General features: G+C 59.5%; 11 protein-coding genes. 2 read left to right on the top strand and 9 right to left on the bottom strand.

Annotated features, from left to right (window positions below):
• Positions 1–139 precede the first annotated feature (139 nt).
• On the top strand, positions 140–541 hold the full coding sequence (locus GPL81_RS21815; protein WP_096515140.1) for a pilin: 402 nt from the start codon (positions 140–142) through the stop codon (positions 539–541).
• A 310-nt stretch (positions 542–851) separates the two neighbouring features.
• Positions 852–1,205 (top strand): BON domain-containing protein, encoded by a 354-nt coding sequence (locus tag GPL81_RS21820; RefSeq protein ID WP_096515143.1) that lies wholly within the window; start codon positions 852–854, stop codon positions 1,203–1,205.
• Between the two features lie 283 nt (positions 1,206–1,488).
• Here the strand turns inward: GPL81_RS21820 and GPL81_RS21825 are convergent, their stop codons facing one another.
• The 9 genes from GPL81_RS21825 to panB all read right to left on the bottom strand — a co-directional run bounded on the left by GPL81_RS21825 (position 1,489) and on the right by panB (position 13,195).
• On the bottom strand, positions 1,489–1,782 hold the full coding sequence (locus GPL81_RS21825) for a DUF2845 domain-containing protein (protein ID WP_425502596.1): 294 nt from the start codon (positions 1,780–1,782) through the stop codon (positions 1,489–1,491).
• Positions 1,782–4,736 carry a DUF748 domain-containing protein gene (locus GPL81_RS21830; RefSeq protein WP_160108400.1) on the bottom strand — a complete coding sequence of 985 codons (2,955 nt, stop codon included), beginning with the start codon at positions 4,734–4,736 and terminating at the stop codon, positions 1,782–1,784. Before GPL81_RS21830 ends, GPL81_RS21825 begins: the two co-directional genes overlap by 1 nt.
• A 93-nt stretch (positions 4,737–4,829) precedes the next feature.
• The gene (locus tag GPL81_RS21835) at positions 4,830–5,846 is read right to left on the bottom strand and encodes a class I SAM-dependent rRNA methyltransferase (RefSeq protein WP_160108401.1); all 1,017 of its coding nucleotides are present in this window, start codon (positions 5,844–5,846) and stop codon (positions 4,830–4,832) included.
• 160 nt (positions 5,847–6,006) lie between these two features.
• Positions 6,007–6,879, bottom strand: a complete 873-nt coding sequence (locus tag GPL81_RS21840) for an oxygenase MpaB family protein (protein ID WP_160108402.1) — start codon at positions 6,877–6,879, stop codon at positions 6,007–6,009.
• 136 nt (positions 6,880–7,015) lie between these two features.
• Entirely contained in the window at positions 7,016–8,953 is a 1,938-nt protein-coding gene (acs, locus tag GPL81_RS21845) for an acetate--CoA ligase (protein ID WP_160108403.1), read from the bottom strand.
• Positions 8,954–9,123: 170 nt separating this feature from the next.
• Complete coding sequence (pgi, locus tag GPL81_RS21850; protein ID WP_096515152.1) at positions 9,124–10,788, bottom strand: glucose-6-phosphate isomerase; 1,665 nt, start codon at positions 10,786–10,788, stop codon at positions 9,124–9,126.
• Positions 10,789–11,012: 224 nt separating this feature from the next.
• The gene (gene panD / locus GPL81_RS21855; protein ID WP_003228271.1) at positions 11,013–11,393 is read right to left on the bottom strand and encodes an aspartate 1-decarboxylase; all 381 of its coding nucleotides are present in this window, start codon (positions 11,391–11,393) and stop codon (positions 11,013–11,015) included.
• Positions 11,394–11,537: 144 nt separating this feature from the next.
• Complete coding sequence (panC, locus tag GPL81_RS21860) at positions 11,538–12,398, bottom strand: pantoate--beta-alanine ligase (RefSeq protein WP_160108404.1); 861 nt, start codon at positions 12,396–12,398, stop codon at positions 11,538–11,540.
• On the bottom strand, positions 12,395–13,195 hold the full coding sequence (gene panB, locus GPL81_RS21865; RefSeq protein WP_096515156.1) for a 3-methyl-2-oxobutanoate hydroxymethyltransferase: 801 nt from the start codon (positions 13,193–13,195) through the stop codon (positions 12,395–12,397). Before panB ends, panC begins: the two co-directional genes overlap by 4 nt.
• Positions 13,196–13,474: the final 279 nt, after the last annotated feature.

Consider the following 13,474-nt stretch of genomic DNA (forward strand, 5'->3'; position numbering starts at 1 on the left):
CAGATAGTGCGGATCCTGGGGCTAAGAAGGCGCGTTGCGGCTGTCGAATGTCCCACCAATAGGGTGTACCGAGCCTGGCATGGGCTGTGCTGCTACAGATCCAGATCATGAGAATTCGACTCATGCACGGAGGCTGTCCATGAACACTCAAAAAGGTTTTACCCTGATCGAATTACTGATCGTCGTGGCGATCATCGGGATTCTCGCGACGTTCGCGATACCGGCTTATTCCAAGTATCAGGCGCGGGCGAAGGTGACGGCGGGTGTCGCAGAGCTTTCGGCGCTGAAGGTCAATTATGAGGATGCGGTCAACTCCGGTACGGCTGCCCCGGCTGTCACTGCATTTGCCCCAGGGGGTGATACACAGAACTGCACTCTTGCCGCTGCCACCGGCACCACACCCGGAATGGTTTGCACGTTGAAAGGTGCGCCAGCGGTCATTTCAGGTGCGACTGTGACGCTTTCTCGTGACGCGACTAAGGGCTGGACATGTGCCACCAGTGTCGCAGCAGACTATGCGCCCAAAGGCTGCGGCGGCTAACGATCTGTTCGTTGCACACAGAAATGCCCCGTCTTTCAAAGGACGGGGCATTTTTTATTCCGGTATCGATGCAAGAGAGAAAACCTCCCACAATTCATGGCGTTAGGCCTTCTTCAAAAACGGCAACTTGCATGTAGAGAATGTCGAAGTCATGCAATTTGCATGATTCCGCAAAATGCACGAATTTATAACTTATTGATTTTTATGCATTTATTCAATGTTTCAAACTTGGCACAGCGTTCGCAACGTCTCAAGTAACCCTGCTGACATGACACCCAGCAGACTTTCCAGAAAAACAGGAGTTACTCGTATGAAGAAGTTCGCTATCGCTGCCGCTACTGCTACCGCGCTGACCCTGACCATGGCCAATGCCGCGTTCGCACAGTCTCAGACCACCCAGGCTCCCATGACGCTGGCAGCCGGTGAAATGACCAAGGCCAAGGAAGCTACTTCCGATACCTGGATTACCACCAAAGTCAAAAGTGACCTGGTGACTGAAAAAGGCATTCCCGGCACCGACATCAAAGTTGAAACCAACAAAGGCGTCGTGTCCCTGTCGTCCACTGTTGCAGTGACTGAAGCCCAGAAGGCAACTGCCGTGGCGATCACCAAGAAAATCAAAGGCGTCAAAGCGGTCTCCGCTGACGGTCTGAAAGCCGAGTAAGGCAAGGCTTCTCGCCTGGACTGGGAGAAGGCGCGGCAGGCGGGCCAAGACATACGTCTGTCGCAACTGAGGAGTTCATGCGAACGGCCATAAGGATGTGGCCATTACAGGCCCCGGCATTCGTGTCGGGGCCTGTTCTATTGCGGCACAGCAAAAACCAATGTGGGAGCGAGCCTGCTCGCGATAGCGGACTGTCAGCCAACTCAAATGTTGAATGTCAGTCCCTCATCGCGAGCAGGCTCGCTCCCACATTGATTGGGTTCACATTTGATTGTGGTGCGAGTCAGTTGCCGCGTTTGCTGGTGATCTGCACCAACCGATTTCCCTCGAACCGCAGATACTGGTACATCCCGCCATTCGGTCCGTAGGTCCATTCCTCGACCTGAAACTCTTCCCGTCGGTTGACGCTGCGCTTGTAACCCAGCAGATCGCGACTGACCGGTTCGCCGCACTTTTGCAGCACTTCGCTCGACCGGTCGCCGACGCTGATCAATTGACTGCCGCAACGCAGGGTGTCCGCCGCCCAAGCCTGGCTTGCGACCATCGCCAACCCCAGTGCGAGCAGCCGTCTGCTCATTATTCGGCGTCCAGATGCAGCGGTGTAACGACCTTGCCGTCTTTTTCCGCATCACCCAACTGAGCATCGATGAAGTACACGCGATCATCCGCGAGCTGACCTTTATCGACCAGGTAGTCCTTGATACTGCTGGCGCGGTCCTGGCCCAACTCGCGCAATAGCGTTTCACTGGAGCCCCAGAACTGGATCAAGCCGTCGCGCATTTTGGCTGTGCGTTCTTCCTTGCCCAGGTCTTTCCATTCGGCGGGCGGCTGGGTCTTCAGGCGTGTGCGGTAGATCCCTTCCAGCAACGGGCCTTTTTCGTTGTCGGGCACTTCCAGCAACGCAGCTTTCGCCGGCACTTTTTCACCACGGCGCTGGAGCATTTTGTAGTAGTTGTACTGATATTCCCGTTCCAGTCGTTGCTCGGCAATCAGAGGACCGTCGCTGCTCTTGGCCGCGGTGCCTTCGATTTCCAGGCGCAGGGCCGGGCGTTCCTTGAGGGCATTGGACAGTTTGACCAATGCTGCCTCGGCGTCCTTGCTCAGCTCGCTCGAACCGGGCGCGAACGAGACACTACCCAGATCATCCGAGCCGCCACCGCTGACCAGCCCGCCAATGAGTTTGAACGGCGCGGCAGCCGCCTTGACGATCAGGTTGCGCAGGGTCTGCCAGATAATCGGCATGACGCTGAACTGCGGATTGTTCAGGTCGCCCGTGACGGGCAGCTCGATGGAAATCTTGCCATCGACGTCCTTGAGCAAGGCAATCGCCAGTTTCAGCGGCAGGCTCACGGCGTCCGGGCTGTCGACTTTTTCACCCAGTTGCAGTTGCTCGACCACCACCTTGTTTTCGGCCTGCAGCTGACCTTTGGTGATCTTGTAGTGCAGGTCGAGATTCAACCGGCCCTTGCGGATACGGTAACCGGCAAATTTGCCGGAGTAGGGCGTCAGGGTGGTCAGTTCAACCCGCTTGAAGCTGGTGGCGATATCGAGGCTGGCCATCGGGTCGAACGGGTTGACCGCGCCTTTGATAGTCACCGGCGCATAGCGGTCGACCTTGCCCTTGACATCGACGCTGGCCGGTTTTGCCTGACGGCTGTCGATGGTGCCGATCTGACCGTTGAGTTGCTGAATGGCAGTGGCGAAGTTCGGTGTCAGGCTGAAGTCGGCGAAGTTGGCCGAGCCGTCATTGATCACGATCGCGCCGAGGTGGATGCCCAGGGGCTTGTCCTTGCTGGCGGCGGGCTTGGCGGCTGTGGTCTTGGCGCCGGAGTCGGCGGGTTGAGGAATCAGCAGGTCATCGATGTTGGTGGTGCGGTCATCGTTGATCATGAAGCGTACATAGGGCTGCATCAGGTTGATTTTGTCGATCGACAGGCTGTCACCATGCTGATAGTTCAGGCCTTCGACCACCACCTGTTGCCACTTGAGAAAGTCACGGGTTTTCAGGGTGTCGAGGGTGTGCAACTGATCGACCTGGGCGCGGCCGGTAACGCTGAGGGCCAGCGGCTCGGTGCTTTTCAGGTTGACCGCCAGATCGCTGCCCAGCATGCCGCTGCGCAGTTCCAGGCGAATGAACGGGTTGATGTAGGACTGGGCGACGCGCAAGTCGATGTCGCGGGTTGTTACGTTGAGTCTGGCGGTGACCGGTGCCAGGTTGACTTCGCCTTCGGCCGTCAGCTTGCCTTGCTTGCCTACGCCGGTGTCGAGCTTGAGCTGGAAGGGTGAGCCATTGAGGCTGTCGAACTTCTGCAGGTCGAGATTCAGCGGGCCCAGTTCCAGGGCCACGGCAGGTTGTGCCTTGCGGTCGGCAAGGTGCACTTGGTAATTGCGCAGTTGTACGTCGTTCAGCAGTACCTGCCACGGTTTGGCGGCGGGTGCCGGTTCGGGTTTCGGAGAATCGGCCGCCGCTGGGGTACTGGCGGGTTCGGCCTTGGCTTTTGCCGCCGGTTTGGAAGGCTGGCTGGCGAACAGTTTCTGCCAGTCGAGTTGGCCGTCGGCTTCCAAGGCTGCCCAGGTTTCCAGCTTATTGCTGCGGATCTTGCCGACGACGACTTGCTGTTTCGCCAGGTCGATCGTGGTTTCGCTGACGTCCAGCCGTTCGAGTTTCACCAGTGGCCGACCGTCAGGGGCCTTGATGGCGAAGGGGGCGATGGTGGCCGAGACATTGCTCAACAGCAGTTCGGTTTGTTTGGACAGGTTGAGCTTGTAGTCGGTGCTCAGACTGACGATACCGTTTTCGAGCACCAGTGGCACCGCATCGCGTACATAGGGCCAAAAGGCTTTCATCTTGCCGTCGGTGAGTTTCAGCTTGCCTTCGGAGGCGAGCGGAATGAGGCTGAAATTACCGGTCCAGTCGATCTGCCCGCCGTTGGGACCGATAGCCGACAGGGTCATGTTGGCGCTGTCTTCGGGAAGGGTGCTGAGGTTCTTCAGCTCGAAGTCGAGCTGGTCGTAAATGAATTCGATGGGTTCGCTGGGGCGTTCATCCAGAAAATGCACGCCACCGCCCGCCAGCTTGATGCTGTCTATGCGCAGCGGGAATGGCTTGGCGTTGGGATCGGTCGGTGTCGGCTCGCTCGCTGGCAGTTTGAACAGGCCGAGCAGGTTGAGCTTGCCGTCCTTGCCAAAGAGCACTTCAGTCTTGGGTTTATCCAGTTCGATATTCGACAGATGCAGAGCCTTGGTCCAGAGACTGTCGAGTTGCAGGTTGGCGTACAGGCGTTCGAAGCCGACCTGTTCCTTGCCCGGCTCGCCGATGTTCAGGCCCCAAAGGGTCACTTCAAGGCTGAACGGGTTGAGTTCGATTCGCTGGAGGGTGGCGGGCGTCGTGGCGTAGTTGGCCAGTTGCTGGTTGGCCACGCGCAAGGCGATGCCCGGCAAAATCAGAAAGCCCAGCAGGCTGTAGAGGGCCAGAGCAATCAACAAGGCGCCGACGGCGCGAATCAATCCTTTGTACATGCGTGGCTTCATCTGTCTGAATCGGAGTGCCTTGGAGTATGGCACGCGATTCCGGTTCCGAAACAATTGCCCTGTTCAGGATTTTTCAGATTTGTCTGACATGAGTCAGAGCTGCAGGATCAGGGTTTTCAGTGGCGGCTGCTGGTCCATCGAGGGGAAATCGCCACCGGGTTTCATCACGGTCCACTCGCGCACTGGCCGTCCGGCTTTCTCTGCGCAACGCAAAACCTGCTCGCGCCAGTCGTCCATGCTGACTTTCGCCAGATTGTTGCAGCAGATCAGCACGCCGTTCTCGGCAGTGGTCAGCAATGCCGGTTTCAACAGGCTTTGGTAGTCACGCAGCAGGTCGACGGTGCCGAACGCGCTCTTGGCCCAGGCCGGAGGATCGAGCAGCACCAGATCGTACTGGCGCTGTTCCAGGCGCTGATAGCTCGGCAACTTTTGCCCGCGACGCTGACTGATGGGCAGGCCGGCCAATTGGCGGATGGCCGGGAAGAAGTCGGATTGGATGAATTCCATGGTCGGCAACTGCGGGTTGAGCAGGCCGTTTTCACGACCGACCGCCAGGTTGCCTTCGGCGAAGTCCAGGTTGCACACCTCCCGGGCACCACCGGCCGCGGCGCTGAGGCCGACACCACAGGTGTAGGCGAACAGGTTGAGCACGCTTTTGTTTTGGCTGTGCGCCTTGACCCAGCCGCGGGTGTTGCGCAGGTCGAGGAACAGCAGCGGGTCCTGCCCGGCGTGACGCCCGCGCACCCGGTAGTTGAGGCCCCATTCGTGGCCGACCAGGTCTTGCAGTGCCGCTTCGTCGGCACGGTAGACATTGTCTTCGCGGTCGATGCGCGAGTTGCCGCGGGAGCGGTCGTTGTAGACCAGCAGGCTTTCAAAGCCCAGGTGCTGGTTGACGATTTCGTGCAATTGCAGCAGCGCATCGCGTTCCAGCGACTGGTGAAAACTCTGCACCATCAGTTGTGGGCCGTAGCGGTCGATCGTCAGGCCACCGGCGCCTTCCTGGCTGCCATGGAACAGGCGATAGCAATCGGTGCCTTGCTGATGCAGCTCGGCCAGCAGGTCCTGGCGATGTTCGAGGGCGGCGCGCAGCGCCTGATTCAAGGAAGACATGCTGGGCGCCTTGCAGGTTGGAATTTGGCGCGGGAGTTTAACAGCTTGAGCGATGAAGAACCTGTGGGAGCAAAACTTGCTCGCGATAGCGGTGGGTCAGATGTTGCATGGTCGACTGTAACGACGCCATCGCGAGCAAGCTTTGCTCCTACAGGGGTAGTCAGGTCAACAACCCCATTCGTCTTTTTGCTCGCTGCACCGAGCCATTACGCACCGCCCAACGCAGCATCGGCGCGCTGCGATTGACGCTGGCGCGGATCAGCTTGCGTTGCAGCGGGCTCTGGCTGACGCCGAGCATGTCGCTGACCCAGTCCGGCAGCAGATCGATCCCGGCCTGCATCATCAGCCCGCCGAAAGGCTTGGCCAGACGGCTCGGGGAAGGGGCGTTCAGCAACAGGCGCAGCACTTCGCGACTGCGTTCGTCGCACAACAGTTGCGGCCTGATTCGCGCAAGATAATCGGAAATCTCCAGCCTCGAACGAGGCACATCCCGAGCACCCAGACGTTCGGCAACCAGCGCGATTTCCGCGTAATAGCGATCCTGATCGACCGGAGACAGATGCGGGTTGCGGTAACGCAAATGCGCGGCGAGAAAGTTGCTGACTTCGGCCACATGCACCCAGGTCAGCAAGTCGGGATCGCTGGCGGCGTAGGGCCGGCCATCGGGTGCCTTTCCGGTGATCTGAAGGTGAATGGTCCGGACTTTCTCGATCAGCCAGTCGGCGTCCTGGCGCGAGCCGAAGGTGGTGCCCGAAATGAACTGCCCTGTGCGGCGCAACCGGCCGAGCATGTCCTCGCGAAAGTTCGAATGATCCCACACACCCGCCAGGGCCAGCGGATGCAAGGCTTGCAACATCAGGGCGCTAATACCGCCGATGAGCATGCTGCTGAAGTCGCCATGCACTTGCCAGCTCACCGAATCGGGCCCGAACAGACCGGGATCGCCCTTGGGGTTTTCCAGGTCGAGCTTGCCCAGGGACAGGCCGGTCAGGCTCATGATTTGGGTTTCGATGCGGCTGCGGATGAATTCCATGGTGTCCCGGTGATTTTCTGTAGGAGCGAGCCTGCTCGCGATGGGCGTCAACGATAACGCGTTTCTCCTGAATAAACGCGGCGTGGCTGAGTTCATCGCGAGCAGGCTCGCTCCTACAGTGGCAGAGAACAAAGCGTCATTGGTTCAGGCGTTTGTCGATCAGGCCCTGCACCACGCTCGGGTCGGCCAGGGTCGAGGTGTCGCCCAGGCTGTCCAGTTCATTGCAGGCGATCTTGCGCAATATACGCCGCATGATCTTGCCGGAACGGGTTTTCGGCAAGGCCGGCGCCCACTGGATCAAGTCCGGTTTGGCGAAGCTGCCAATCTCCTTGCTGACCAGCGCCAGCAACTCTTTCTTTAATTCGTCGCCGGGTTCGACGTCGTTCATGGGGGTCACGAAGGCGTAGATGCCCTGGCCTTTGACGTCGTGTGGGTAACCGACCACGGCGGCCTCGGCGATGCTGTCGTGCAGCACCAGGGCGCTTTCCACTTCAGCGGTGCCGATGCGGTGCCCGGACACATTGATCACATCGTCGATACGGCCGGTGATCCAGTAATCGCCATCTTCGTCGCGGCGGGCGCCGTCACCTGTGAAGTAGTAGCCGGGATAGGGCTTGAAGTAGGTGTCGACCATCCGTTGCGGATCACCATAGACGCTGCGGATCTGCGCCGGCCAGCTGGATTTTATGGCGAGTACGCCACTGCCGGCGCCTTTGATTTCCTTGCCCTGTTCGTCGAGCAGCACCGGTTGCACGCCGAACATCGGTTGCGTGGCGCAGCCGGGCTTGATGCGTTGGGCGCTCACCAGGGGGCTGAGCATGATGCCGCCGGTTTCGGTCTGCCACCAGGTATCGACGATCGGGCAACGCTCTTCGCCAACCGCGTGGAAGTACCATTCCCAGGCTTCCGGGTTGATCGGCTCACCGACAGTACCGAGAAGTCTGACGCTGGCGCGGGAGGTTTCCTTCAATGGTTCAGGCCCCTCACGCATCAACGCGCGTAGCGCGGTGGGGGCGGTGTAGAAAATGTTGACCTTGTGCTTGTCGATCACCTGCCAGAAGCGCGAGGTGCTCGGGTAACTCGGCACGCCTTCGAAAATCAATGTCGTCGCGCCATTGGCCAGCGGCCCGTAGACGATGTAGCTGTGACCGGTGACCCAGCCGACATCGGCGGTGCACCAGAAGACTTCGCCGTCGCGGTAGTCCAGCACGTATTTGAATGTCATCGCCGCTTGCAGCAGGTAGCCCCCGGTGGTGTGCAGCACGCCTTTGGGTTTACCGGTGCTGCCGGAGGTGTAGAGGATGAACAGCGGGTCTTCGGCACCCATCGGCTCGGGTGGGCAGTCATCGCCAACGTCGCGTAGCGCCTGGTGATACCAGATGTCCCGGCCTTCGACCCAGTTCACCGGATTCTGTGTGCGCTCGACCACGACTACAGTGCTGACATCGGGGCAGCTTTGCAGGGCTTTATCGACGTTCTGTTTGAGCGGGACAAATTTGCCGCCGCGCACGCCTTCATCGGCGGTGATCACGGTGCGGCAGTCGGCGTCGAGAATGCGGTCGCGCAGGGAGTCCGGGGAAAAGCCGCCGAACACCACCGAATGCACCGCACCGATGCGCGTACAGGCGAGCATCGCGTAGGCCGCTTCCGGGATCATTGGCATGTAGATGCACACACGGTCGCCTTTCTTCACGCCACGGCTTTTGAGCACGTTGGCCAGGCGGCAAACGTTGTGATGCAGTTTCTTGTAGGTGATCTGGGTGGATTCGGCAGGATCGTCGCCTTCCCAGATGATCGCAATTTGATCACCGCGTTTTTCCAGATGGCGATCGATGCAGTTGTAGCTGACGTTCAGCTTTGCCCCGGCAAACCAGCTGGCTTCTCCGGTTTTCAGGTCATAGCGCTGGACGGTATCCCACGGTGCGCTCCAGTCGAGGAAGCGGGTGGCTTGTTCTGCCCAGAACGTACTGGGGTGTTCGATGGATTCGCGGTACAGGCGGTGATAGTCGTCTTGACTCAGTTGTGCAGCCCGGCGGACGGCATCGGCTTTGGGGAACGTGCTGATATCGAACATGGCGGTTCCTTATTCTTGTTTTTCGACAAGAGGGGAGCTGCGCGACCCTCGTAGGAGCTGGCTTGCCAGCGAAAGCGGTGTATCAGTCGACATAAGTGCTGAATGACACACCGCCTTCGCTGGCAAGCCAGCTCCTACAAGGTTAGTACCTCCGCAGGAGCGGCGTCAGATCACCCGCGGTGACGACCACGGAAGTAGTTGATCAGGCCTTGGGTCGAGGCATCCTCGGCCGGGGTTTCCTCGCTGCCGACCAGGCGGTTGTAGACGCCTTTGCCCAGCTCCTTGCCCAGTTCCACGCCCCACTGATCGAAGGCATTGATGCCCCAGATCACGCTTTGCACGAAGACCTTGTGTTCGTACATCGCCACCAGTGCGCCGAGACGACGCGGACTGATGCGCTCGACCACCAGGGTGTTGCTCGGACGGTTGCCCGGAATCACTTTGTGCGCCGCGAGTTTTTTCACGTCGGCTTCACTCATGCCTTTGTCGCGCAGTTCGGCCTCGGCTTCGGCCAGGGTCTTGCCGAGCATCAGTGCCTGGCTCTGCGACAGGCAGTTGGCGTACAGCCATTGGTGGTGGTCGGACACCGGGTTGAAGCTGACGATCGGCACGATGAAATCGGCCGGGATCAGTTGGGTGCCCTGGTGCAGTAACTGGTGGTAGGCATGCTGACCGTTGCAACCCACGCCGCCCCAGATCACGGGACCTGTGTCGGTGGACACTGGCGTGCCGTCCTGGCGTACGCTCTTGCCGTTGGATTCCATGTCCAGCTGTTGCAAGTGCTTGGTGATGTTACGCAAGTAGTGGTCGTACGGCAGGATCGCGTGGCTCTGGGCGCCCCAGAAGTTGCCATACCAGACACCGAGCAAGGCCAGCAGTACCGGCATGTTCTGTTCGAACGGCGCGCTCTGGAAGTGTTGGTCCATGGTGTAGGCGCCGGACAGCAGCTCCTTGAAGTTCGACATGCCGATGGCCAGGGCGATTGGCAGGCCGATGGCCGACCACAGCGAGTAACGCCCGCCGACCCAGTCCCACATCGGGAAGATGTTCTCTTCGCGGATGCCGAATGCCACGGCGGCGGCATTGTTGCTCGATACCGCAATGAAGTGACGATACAGCTCGGCTTCCGACCCCCCCTGGGCCAGATACCAGGCACGGGCGGCCTGGGCGTTTTTCAGGGTTTCGAGGGTGTTGAAGGATTTCGACGAGACGATGAACAGCGTGGTCTCGGCGCGCAACTTCATGGTCAGTTCGTGGAACTCGCTGCCGTCGATGTTAGCCAGATAGTGGCAACGCACACCTTTCTGGGCGTAGGACAGCAGTGCTTCGGACACCAGTTCCGGGCCGAGGAACGAACCACCGATGCCGATGTTCACCACGTCGGTGATCGGTTTTTCCGTGTAACCGCGCCACAGGCCATCGTGGATACGGCCAACGAGGTCGGTGATCTGGTTCAGCACCTTGTGCACTTCAGGCATCACGTTGACGCCGTTGACCGACAGCTTGTCGCCGACCGGGCGGCGCAGGGCTGTGTGCAGGGCAGGGCGGCCTTCGGAGGCGTTGACGATTTCGCCGTCGAACAGCGACTTGATCGCACCCTTGAGGTCGACCTCATTGGCCAGGCCCACCAGCAGATTGCGGGTCTCGGCGTTGATCAGGTTTTTCGAATAATCGAGGAACAGGCCGCAGCTGCTGAGGGTGAAATGGGTAAAGCGCTGCGGATCGGCATTGAAGGCCTCGCGCATGCTGAAATCCTGCATGGCTTGGCGGTGGTCATTCAGCGCTTGCCAGGCGGGCAGAGCGGTCACGTCGTGAGGAGTGCGGTAATACGCCATCGCTGCGGGTTTCCTTTTTACTTGAACGGCCTTTTGAACACTAAAAATCCCGGAGCGCTGTGGATGGGCGTCCGGTCAAACTGCGTCGACACGATTTCATGGCGCAGGGCGAATACAGTAAACCCCGCGCGGTGATCTGTCTTGACTTTGTCTGACCTGATTCCGGTACTTTTTTAACATCGAAGTCAGAAGCAGCCGACAAACGGAAGCACGACAGACTTCGATCAGGCGACCTGGACCGGAATGGCGTTGCTGGTGTGGCTCAGTTCATTGCCCGGTGCCATGTAGAGCATGCGCGGTTTGAAGTTGAGCAGTTCGGCTTCGCTGTAGTGGGCGTACGCGCAGATAATCACGCGATCACCGACCTTGGCCTTGTGCGCGGCGGCACCATTGACCGAAATCATGCGCGAGCCTTCTTCGCCGCGAATGGCGTAGGTGGTGAAGCGCTCGCCATTGTCGACGTTGTAGATCTGGATCTGTTCGTACTCACGAATGCCGGACAGGTCCAGCCATTCGCCGTCGATGGCGCAGGAACCTTCGTAATCGAGTACAGCGTGGGTGACTTCGGCGCGATGCAGCTTGGCTTTGAGCATGATGGCGTGCATGAGTGTTTTCCCAGGTCGGAATCGAACGGTGGGCGGTTTGCCCGGTGGATTCCCCGGTAGGAGCTGGCTTGCCAGCGAAGCAGGCGGCGGGGTGTATCAGGTAAATCGCCTTCGTTGGCAAGCCAGCTCCTACGGGGGAGGTGTTTATGCGGGCGTATCGAGGTTCAGGTGCAGGTTGTCGATCAACCGCGTGGTGCCGAGGAACGCCGCCGCCAGAATCACCAGGTCACGATCCTCCGCCATCGCCGGACGCAGGGTCAGGGCATGGCGAATTTCCAGGTAATCCAAGCGCATTCCGGCAGCTTCAAGCTGTTTGATCTGCGCGTTGATCAACGCCGGGAAATCCCGCTCGCCCTGTTTGATCGCATCGGCAATCTGGCTCAGGGTGCGATAGACAACCGGTGCAACGGCACGCTGCTCTTCGCTGAGAAAACCATTGCGCGACGACAGTGCCAGGCCATCGGCCGCACGAACGGTCGGTTCGCCAATGATTTGGATCGGCATGTTCAAGTCATGGACCAGGGCACGAATCACCGCCAGTTGCTGGAAGTCTTTCTGGCCGAAAATCGCCAGGTCCGGCTGGACCATGTTGAACAATTTGCTGACCACGGTCGCCACACCTTCGAAATGCCCCGGTCGGCTGGCGCCGCACAGGCCTTCGGACAATTGCGGGACGCTGACGCGGGTCTGGCCGGCCATGCCGTCGGGGTACATTTCCTCGACCGTTGGCGCGAACAGCAGGTCGCAACCGGCCTCCAGCAGCTTCTGCTGGTCGGCGGCGAGGGTGCGTGGGTATTTATCGAGATCTTCGCCAGCACCGAATTGCAGCGGGTTGACGAAGATACTCGCGACCACGAAATCCACCCGTTGAGTGGCCTTGGTAATCAGCGCGACGTGACCGCTGTGCAGGTTGCCCATGGTCGGCACGAAGCCGATGCGCTTGCCTTCGCTACGGGCGCGGGCCACAGCGGCCCGCAGTTCGCGTACGGTTTTTACGGTGTTCATGCAGAGAATCCATGTTCGATGCCAGGGAAGGTCGCCGCTTTGACTTCAGTGACGTAGGCGCTCAAGGCCGCATGAATGCTTTCCTGGCCAGCCATGAAGTTCTTCACGAATTTGGGCACGCGACCGGTGATGGATAGACCCAGCATGTCGTGCAGGACCAACACCTGGCCATCAGTGCGATGGCCGGCGCCGATGCCGATCACCGGGATTTTCACCGCTTGGGTGATTTCTTCGGCCAATTCGCTCGGTACGCATTCGAGCAACAGCATCGCGGCGCCGGCCTGTTCCAGTGAAATCGCATCGGCGCGCATCTGCCGTGCCTGGTTTTCATTGCGGCCCTGGACCTTGTAGCCGCCAAGGATGTTCACTGATTGCGGCGTCAGACCCATGTGTGCGCACACAGGGATGCCGCGTTCGGCGAGCAGACGGATCGAGTCCGCCAGCCACAATGCACCTTCGATCTTGACCATGTGCGCGCCGGCCTGCATCAACAGGGCGCTATTGGTCATGGCTTGTTCGGTGGTGGCATAGGCCATGAAGGGCAGGTCGGCGAGGATCAACGCATCGGTGTTACCGCGTTTGACGGCGGACACGTGGTAAGCCATTTCGGCGGTGGTGACCGGCAGGGTGCTGTCGTGACCTTGCAAAACCATGCCGAGGGAGTCGCCCACCAGCAGCACTTCGACGCCAGCCTGATTGCAGGCGTGGGCGAAGGTCGCGTCATAGCAGGTCAGCATGGTGATTTTTTCACCTTTCTGCTTGAGGCTCTGGAGCGTGGTCAGGGTGATGGCTGGCATGTCAAAAAATCCTCGTTCAGGCGCTGTGCAAACTACTGCGAGTAACGCGCGTGATTCGTCATCTACTCAGGCGCACGGTCTTCTGTCGTGCTTATAAGGCCTGGATTGCGCCCTTGTGTGCCGGGTAGGCGGCATCGGGACGCCTATAGTCGTGAGGAGAACTCGGGAAGTCAATTGCATGTGTTACCGCATTGTTACGCAGGCTGTGTTACCGGGGTAACTGATGCGTTTCAGCAAATTCTGTAGGACATAGCGCAAAACAAATGTGGGAGCGAGCCT

Origin of the sequence: Pseudomonas izuensis (assembly GCF_009861505.1) — a bacterium.
Lineage (GTDB): Bacteria > Pseudomonadota > Gammaproteobacteria > Pseudomonadales > Pseudomonadaceae > Aquipseudomonas > Aquipseudomonas izuensis.